The following is a 6,550-nucleotide window of genomic DNA, read 5'->3' as shown; positions in this document are numbered from 1 at the left end:
GCGGGCGCGCTTCGGCCCCTCTCCCCGCCCGCCCCGGGCCCGCCCGGGGGGGGGTGTGTGTGGGCGCCCCCAGGCACCGCAATCCCCGCCCGCCCCCCCCCCGGGGGGGGGGGCCCCGGCCCGGGGCCAGGGGGTCGGTCAGGCTCCGGTGGTTGCCAGTCGGGCGTGGCGTCGGGCGGTCGCCTCGACCGGGTCGAGCACGGGTACGGCGGCCAGCAGGCCCTTGGTGTAGGCGTGCTGGGGCGAGTCGTACACGGCGTCGGCGTCGCCCTGCTCCACGATCCGTCCGGCCCGCATCACGGCGACCCGGTCGCTGACCTGCCGGACCACCGCGAGGTCGTGGGCGATGAAGACCAGCGCGAGGCCGAGGTCGCGCTGCAACTCGCCCAGCAGCTCGACCACTTGGGCCTGCGTGGTGACGTCCAGCGCGGAGACCGGTTCGTCGCAGACGATCAGTCGCGGCTGGGGCGCGAGCGCCCGGGCGATGCCGACCCGCTGCCGCTGGCCGCCGGAGAACTCGTGCGGATAGCGGTGGTACCAGTCCGGGTCGAGCCCCACGCGTTCGAGGAGTTCGCCGACCCGGGCGCGGATGCGGCGCTCGTCGCTCTCGCCGGCGATGCGCAGCGGGTCGGCGACGGACTCCCCGATGGAGCGGCGCGGGTTGAGCGAGGACACCGGGTCCTGGAAGACCATCTGCAGTTCCCGCCGGAGCGGGCGCAGTTCCTTCTCCCCGAGCGCGCCGATGTCGCGGCCGCGGTAGTGGAGCCGGCCGCCGGTCGGTTCCAGCAGCCGGACGAGCATCCGCCCGAGCGTGGTCTTTCCGGAGCCGGACTCGCCGACGATGCCCAGGGTCTCGCCGGCCCGCACGGTGAGCGAGACGCCGTCCACGGCGGTGACGGGAGCGGCGCGCCGGGTGAGGCCGCCCCGGGTGGCGAACTCCCGGCGCAGGTCGGTGGCTTCGAGCAGGACCTCTCCCCCGGCCGGCTCGGCCGGCTCGGCCGTCCCGACCGAAACGGTCGTCCCGGCCAGAGCAGTCGAGACGTCCGGAGCGCCGGGCGCGTCGACCCGGGGCACCGCCGACAGCAGCGCGCGGGTGTACGGCTCGCGCGGAGCTCCCAGCACCTCGGTGACCGGGCCGTGTTCCACCGCCCGGCCGTCCTTCATCACCAGCACCCGGTCGACGCTCCCGGCGACCACGCCCAGGTCGTGGGTGACCAGGACCAGCCCGGCCCCGGTCTCCGCGCGCAACTCGTGGAGCAGGTCGAGGATCTGGGCCTGGACGGTGACGTCCAGCGCGGTCGTCGGCTCGTCGGCGACCAGCAGCCGCGGCTCGCAGGCCAGGGCCATCGCGATCAGCACCCGCTGGCGCATGCCGCCGCTGAACTCGTGCGGGCGCGAGCGCGAGCGGCGGGCCGCGTCGGCGATGCCGACGCGGTCGAGCACCTCGACGGCCCGGGCCCGGGCGTCCCGGCGGGAGACGTCCCGGTGGACCCGGACGACCTCGGCGATCTGGTCGCCCACCGCGTAGTACGGGTCGAGCGCGGAGAGCGGGTCCTGGAACACCATGGCGGCCAGTCCGCCGCGCAGGCGCCGGAGTTCCGTGCCCTCGGCGGTGACGGCGTCCACGCCGGCGACCCGGACGGTGCCGCCGATCCGGGCTCCGGTCCCGCGGTGCAGGCCGAGCAGTCCGTAGGCGACGGTGCTCTTGCCGGAGCCGGACTCGCCGACGATGCCGAGTGCCTGTCCGGCCTCCAGGATGAAGCCCACGCCGTCGACGGCGCGCACATGGCCGTCGCCGACCGGGAAGTCGACGACCAGGTCCCGGACGTCGACCAGGGGTTCGGCACCCGGTGACTCAACACCCCGTGCCTCGGCACCCGGAGACTCGACACCCGGAGACTCGGGACTCGGAGCCTTGGCGACCAGGCGCTCGACGCCCAGCGGTTCGGCGCTCACGTCAGGACCACCCTTCGGTCGGACACCGCGTAGAGCACGTCCGCGATGACGTTGGCGAGGACCACGCAGAACCCGGTGACGAGGGTGAGGCCGACGACGGTCGGCAGGTCGATCAGGCCGACCGAGGTGACCAGCAGCTTGCCGAGCCCCGGGAGGCCGAAGAGCGACTCGGTCAGCACGGCGGACCCGAACATCGTCCCGAGGTCGATGGCGGTGAGCGCGATCACCGGCGTGAGCGCGCCACGCAGCGCGTGCCGGGTCACCAGGCGCCGCTCGCTGACGCCGTACGCCCGGAAAGTCCGGATGTGGTCGTCGGCGAGGGCCTCCAGCATGGACGAGCGGGTCAGCCGGGCGTACTTGGCGGACTCGATCAGGGCGAGCGAGACCCAGGGCAGCAGCAGGCCCCAGAACCACTGCTGGGGGTCCTCGGTGAGCGGTACGTAGCTGGGGAACGGCAGCCACTGGAGCTGGGCGCACAGGACGATGAGCAGCACCAGCCCGATGATGAACACCGGGATGGAGCTGCCGGCCAGGGTCAGGCCGGTCAGCAGGCGCTCGCTGAGCCGGCCCCGGCGCAGTGCGGAGACCAGCCCGGTGCCGACCCCGAGGATGAGCCAGAGCACCATCGCGCCGAGCGCGAGCGAGGCCGTGACCGGGAGCCGGGCGGTGATCATGTCGGTGACCTGCTCGCCGCTGCGGTAGGAGACGCCCAGGCAGGGCGCCGGGCAGTGCAGCAGGCCCGTGCCGGCGCTGAAGTCGCGGCCGGCGACGATGCCCTGGAGGAAGTGGGCGTACTGCAGGTGGACGGGGGCGTCGAGGCCGAGCCGTTCGCGCACCTGGGCAACCTGGGCGGGGCTGCACTTCTCGCCGCAGGCCAGCTGGGCGGGGTCGCCGGGGGCGATGTAGAAGACCGCGTAGACGATCAGGGAGAGGGCGAGCAGGACGCCGAGCATGCCGACGGCCTTGCGGAGCAGGAAGCGGGTCATGCGGTGGCCTCCTCGGCGCCGCTCGAAGAACCAGCGGTCGCCGCACCGGCGCCGCCCCGCGCCGTGCCGACCCGCAGCCGGGAGGCCGCGCGGGGGTCGAGCTCGGTGCGGACGGCGTCGCCGAGCACGGTGAAGGCGAGCACGGTGACGAACAGCAGCGCCGACGGCAGCAGCACGTACGTCGGGTCCGCGCGGAACCAGGTGGTCGCGCCGGAGAGCATCTGGCCCCAGGAGGAGGTCGGCGGCTTGACGCCCACGCCGAGGAAGGAGAGCCCGGCCTCGGCGATCACGTTGGACGGGAGCAGCACCACCGCGTAGGTGATGACCGGCGCCGCCAGGGAGGGCAGCAGTTCCCGGCGTGCGATGCGCCACCGGGTGGCGCCGGCGAGCCGGGCCGCGGCGACGTAGTCGAGCTGCCGGAGGCTGAGTGTCTGCGCCCGGACGATCCGCGAGGTGCCGGCCCAGCCCAGCAGCCCGATGACCAGGGTCAGCAGGAGCGGGCGGGGGAATCCGGAGGGCACGACCGCCATCAGCGAGATGGCGAAGACCAGCGAGGGCAACGCGAGCATCACCTCGGTGGTGTTGCCGATCAGCTGGTCGAGCAGCCGGTTGCCGAGGCCGGCGGTGAGGCCGAGCAGGACGCCGATCGCGACCTGGACGAGGGTGGCGCCGACGGCGACGAGCAGCGAGATCCGGGCGCCGTGGACGAGCCGGGCGAACACGTCGCGCCCGGTGCCGGGTTCGACGCCCAGCCAGTGCTCGGCGCTGACGCCGCCGAAGGAGCCGGTGGGCACCCCGCCGGCCGCCGAGTCGAGCAGGTCGTTGTGGTAGCTGGTGGGGTCCTGGCCTTCGAGCGCGCTGAGCAGCGGTGCCGCCGCCGCGACGAGGGCGAGCAGGACGATGACGAGGCCGGCGGCGAGGGCGGCGCGCCGCGCGAGCAGCCGCCGCCACACCTGCCGTCCCCCGGCGGCCGGGGAGGCCGCGCGGGCCTCCCCGGCGCTGGGTTCCTGTGGAGCCATGGTTGTCTGACCGATCCGTCCGTTCCCGACCGCTACTTGACCGCGACCTGGGAGATGTCGAGCACGCCGGTCCAGTCGCTGATGACGATGTTGCGGACATCCTTGCCGGACAGCCGCTTGTAGACGGGGTGGAACAGCGGGACGGTGAGCGCCTGGTCACCGATGCGCTGGTCCAGGGCGCCCCAGCGCTTGGCGGCCTCGGCGTGGTCGGTGATCTTGTTGATCTGGTCGATCTCGTCGTTCACCGACGGGTCGTCCAGCTGTGCGGAGTTGAAGTTGTAGCCGTCGGTGACGATCTGTCGGCCGTCGAAGACGGGCGCGAGGAACGGGCCGCCGGAGGGCCAGTCGGCGCCCCATCCGGAGAGGAAGAGGCCGGGCTCGGTGTCGACGGTGTGGATCGTCTTGGAGTACCTGGTGGAGTCCAGGGCCTCCAGCTGGACGGTGATCCCGGCGGCCTTCAGGCCGTCCTGGACGGCGGTGGCCAGGTCCGGGCCGTAGCCCTTGCCGACGGCGCTGGAGTGGGTGAGCGTGATGGTCAGGCCGTCCGGGTAACCGGCGTCCTTCAGCAGCTCCTTGGCCTTCTCCGCATTTCCGGTGGCACCGGCCGGGAACGGGTCGTAGGGGGTGTACCCGAAGGTCTCCTGGGTGGGCAGGTAGGTGGTGGCGGCCTCGGCGAGCGAGGAGCCGCCGGCGGCGTTGACGACCGAGGTGCGGTTGATCGCGTAGGCGACGGCCTGCCGGACCTTGGGGTTGTCGAAGGGCTTGACCTTGGGGTTGAACGCCAGGTAGTTGACGTAGCCGAAGTGGCCGGTGCCGACGCGTGCGGCGAGGGCCTTGTCGTCCTTCACCTGGGCGAGTTCGGAGGGGCCGAGGTTGGTGTCGGTGGTGACGGCGGCCGCGTCGGCGCCGGTGCCGGCGGAGAGCCGCTGGTTGATCACCGCCGGGTCGAGACCGGACTGCACGTCGACGGTGTCGGGGTACGCCTTGCGCTGGTCGTCCGTCGCCGCCGACCAGTTGGGGTTGCGCTTGAGGACGAGGTGCGCGCCGTCGTTCTCGTTCTTGACGACCTGGTAGGGGCCGGAGGAGACGGGGTGGTCCTGGTACTTCGTCCCGGTGTCCTTGGCCTTCGGGACGGGTGCGAACTGCGTCTGGGTGGCCAGGTACGGGAAGTCGCCCTCGGGCTTGTTGAGGCGGAAGACGATGGTCTTCTCGTCCGGCGTCTCGATGGCGTCCAGGGTGCGGCCGTCCTTGTAGGGGCCCTGGTAGTCGGCGGCGCCGACCAGCCAGTCCCTCAGGAACGGTGCGCCGCCGGAGAGTTCGGGGGCGAATGACCTTTCGATGCCGTACTTGATATCGGCGGTGGTGATCGGCGAGCCGTCCTCGAACTTCAGGCCGTCCTTGAGGTGGTACGTCCAGACGGTGGCGCCCTCGGAGGGGGTGCCGGTGTCGGTGGCGAGGTCCGGGACCACCTTGGTGCCGGCCGCGCCGTCGGCCCGGTTGCGGGTGGTGAGGGTGCGGAAGACGAGCGAGGGGACGTTGCCGCCGCCGGACGTGTAGAGCCGTGCGGGGTCGAACTGGTCCTGCGGGTTCTGGTTGAGGACGGTGAGGGTGCCGCCCTGCTGCGGCGCGGCGTCCTTGCCGGTGCCACCACCGCCGTCGGCCTTCGGTCCGCACGCCGCCAGTCCGACGACGAGCGCGACGGTGACGGTCGCCGTGGCGAGGCGGCGAGGGGTGAAGGTGGTTCGAGACATCGGAAAGGGAGCCTTTCGCTACCGATGGTGCACGGAGGAAGGCGGGCGACAGTGAGGCTTCGGGAAGGGTGAGCGGCACCGCGCCCGCAGGGAGGGGCGACGCCCCGATGCGGCGATCACCGCAAAACGCGTCGGGGCAGGGCGGATTCAGCGACAGAGATTGTCGGAAACGCAGTGCGCGGCCACGCCGATCAGCGCCAGCTCAATGGCGGCGCACTCGATCGGGTGACGGTCAGACATGCCGAGAAGACTGTATGAAGTTAAGCGGAATGTCAAAACTCCACTTACGACCTGCCCACCAGGTGGACACCGAAATGGATACCCCGGACCCCCGGGGATTCCGGAGGATCCCCGGGCCCGTGCGGGGACAGGCCGGAGTCGCACCACGCCGCCGCCCGGCGGGCCCCGAACGCCTCGGCGATCGGAGCGATCAGAGCGGCGCGAGGATCATGAGGACCTCGTCGCGGGTGTCGTGGGGAGCGAGCCGGAGGACTTCGGGCCAGCGTCCGATCTCGCGCCAGCCGAGCCGCCCGTAGAAGTCCTCCAGGCCCTCGCCGCCGCGCGCCGCCAGGCGCAGCTGTTCCAGACCGAGCTCGTCGCGGGCGATCCTCCGGAGCTCGCGGACGAGGGCGGATCCGATTCCGCGGCCGCGGAAGTCCGGGTGGGTCTGGAGGTGGCGGACGGTGCCCCAGTGCCCGACGAGCCGGTAGGGGTCGCGGTCGAGGAGGACCCATCCGGCCAGGACGCCGTCCACCCGAGCGCAGGGAGCCTCCGCACGGGACCGGGCCGAGCGATGAACACCCGTCAGGCCCGTTTCCGCCGCACACGCCTGGGTGAA

At 72.7% G+C, this 6,550-nt stretch carries 6 protein-coding genes; all 6 read right to left on the bottom strand.

What is annotated here, in order from left to right; genetic code table 11:
* Positions 1 to 138 precede the first annotated feature (138 nt).
* A complete protein-coding gene (locus ACWGJO_RS27655) occupies positions 139 to 1,836 on the bottom strand; it encodes an ABC transporter ATP-binding protein (RefSeq protein WP_452187836.1) in 1,698 nt (565 codons plus the stop codon).
* A gap of 116 nt (positions 1,837 to 1,952) precedes the next feature.
* Complete coding sequence (locus tag ACWGJO_RS27650) at positions 1,953 to 2,942, bottom strand: ABC transporter permease (RefSeq protein ID WP_452187806.1); 990 nt, start codon at positions 2,940 to 2,942, stop codon at positions 1,953 to 1,955.
* Positions 2,939 to 3,961, bottom strand: coding sequence for an ABC transporter permease (locus tag ACWGJO_RS27645; protein ID WP_452187804.1), 1,023 nt, complete (start codon positions 3,959 to 3,961; stop codon positions 2,939 to 2,941). The genes ACWGJO_RS27650 and ACWGJO_RS27645 overlap by 4 nt, the downstream gene beginning before the upstream one ends.
* A gap of 32 nt (positions 3,962 to 3,993) precedes the next feature.
* Complete coding sequence (locus tag ACWGJO_RS27640) at positions 3,994 to 5,712, bottom strand: ABC transporter substrate-binding protein (protein ID WP_452187803.1); 1,719 nt, start codon at positions 5,710 to 5,712, stop codon at positions 3,994 to 3,996.
* 147 nt (positions 5,713 to 5,859) lie between these two features.
* Positions 5,860 to 5,952 (bottom strand): Ms4533A family Cys-rich leader peptide, encoded by a 93-nt coding sequence (locus ACWGJO_RS27635; RefSeq protein WP_317620150.1) that lies wholly within the window; start codon positions 5,950 to 5,952, stop codon positions 5,860 to 5,862.
* Between the two features lie 190 nt (positions 5,953 to 6,142).
* A complete protein-coding gene (locus ACWGJO_RS27630; protein WP_452187834.1) occupies positions 6,143 to 6,520 on the bottom strand; it encodes a GNAT family N-acetyltransferase in 378 nt (125 codons plus the stop codon).
* Between the last annotated feature and the right edge of the window lie 30 nt (positions 6,521 to 6,550).

The sequence above is a fragment of the Kitasatospora sp. NPDC054795 genome (assembly GCF_053611565.1).
The sequence above is the reverse complement of the archived record's forward strand: the minus strand, read 5'-3'. Positions and strand labels throughout refer to the sequence as shown.

What these genes read in the sequence shown, in the direction of transcription:
- ACWGJO_RS27650 (WP_452187806.1), bottom strand. Translation starts at nt 2,942, where the DNA reads ATGACCCGCTTCCTGCTCCGCAAGGCCGTCGGCATGCTCGGCGTCCTG.
- ACWGJO_RS27645 (WP_452187804.1), bottom strand. Translation starts at nt 3,961, where the DNA reads ATGGCTCCACAGGAACCCAGCGCCGGGGAGGCCCGCGCGGCCTCCCCG.
- ACWGJO_RS27640 (WP_452187803.1), bottom strand. Translation starts at nt 5,712, where the DNA reads ATGTCTCGAACCACCTTCACCCCTCGCCGCCTCGCCACGGCGACCGTC.
- ACWGJO_RS27635 (WP_317620150.1), bottom strand. Translation starts at nt 5,952, where the DNA reads ATGTCTGACCGTCACCCGATCGAGTGCGCCGCCATTGAGCTGGCGCTG.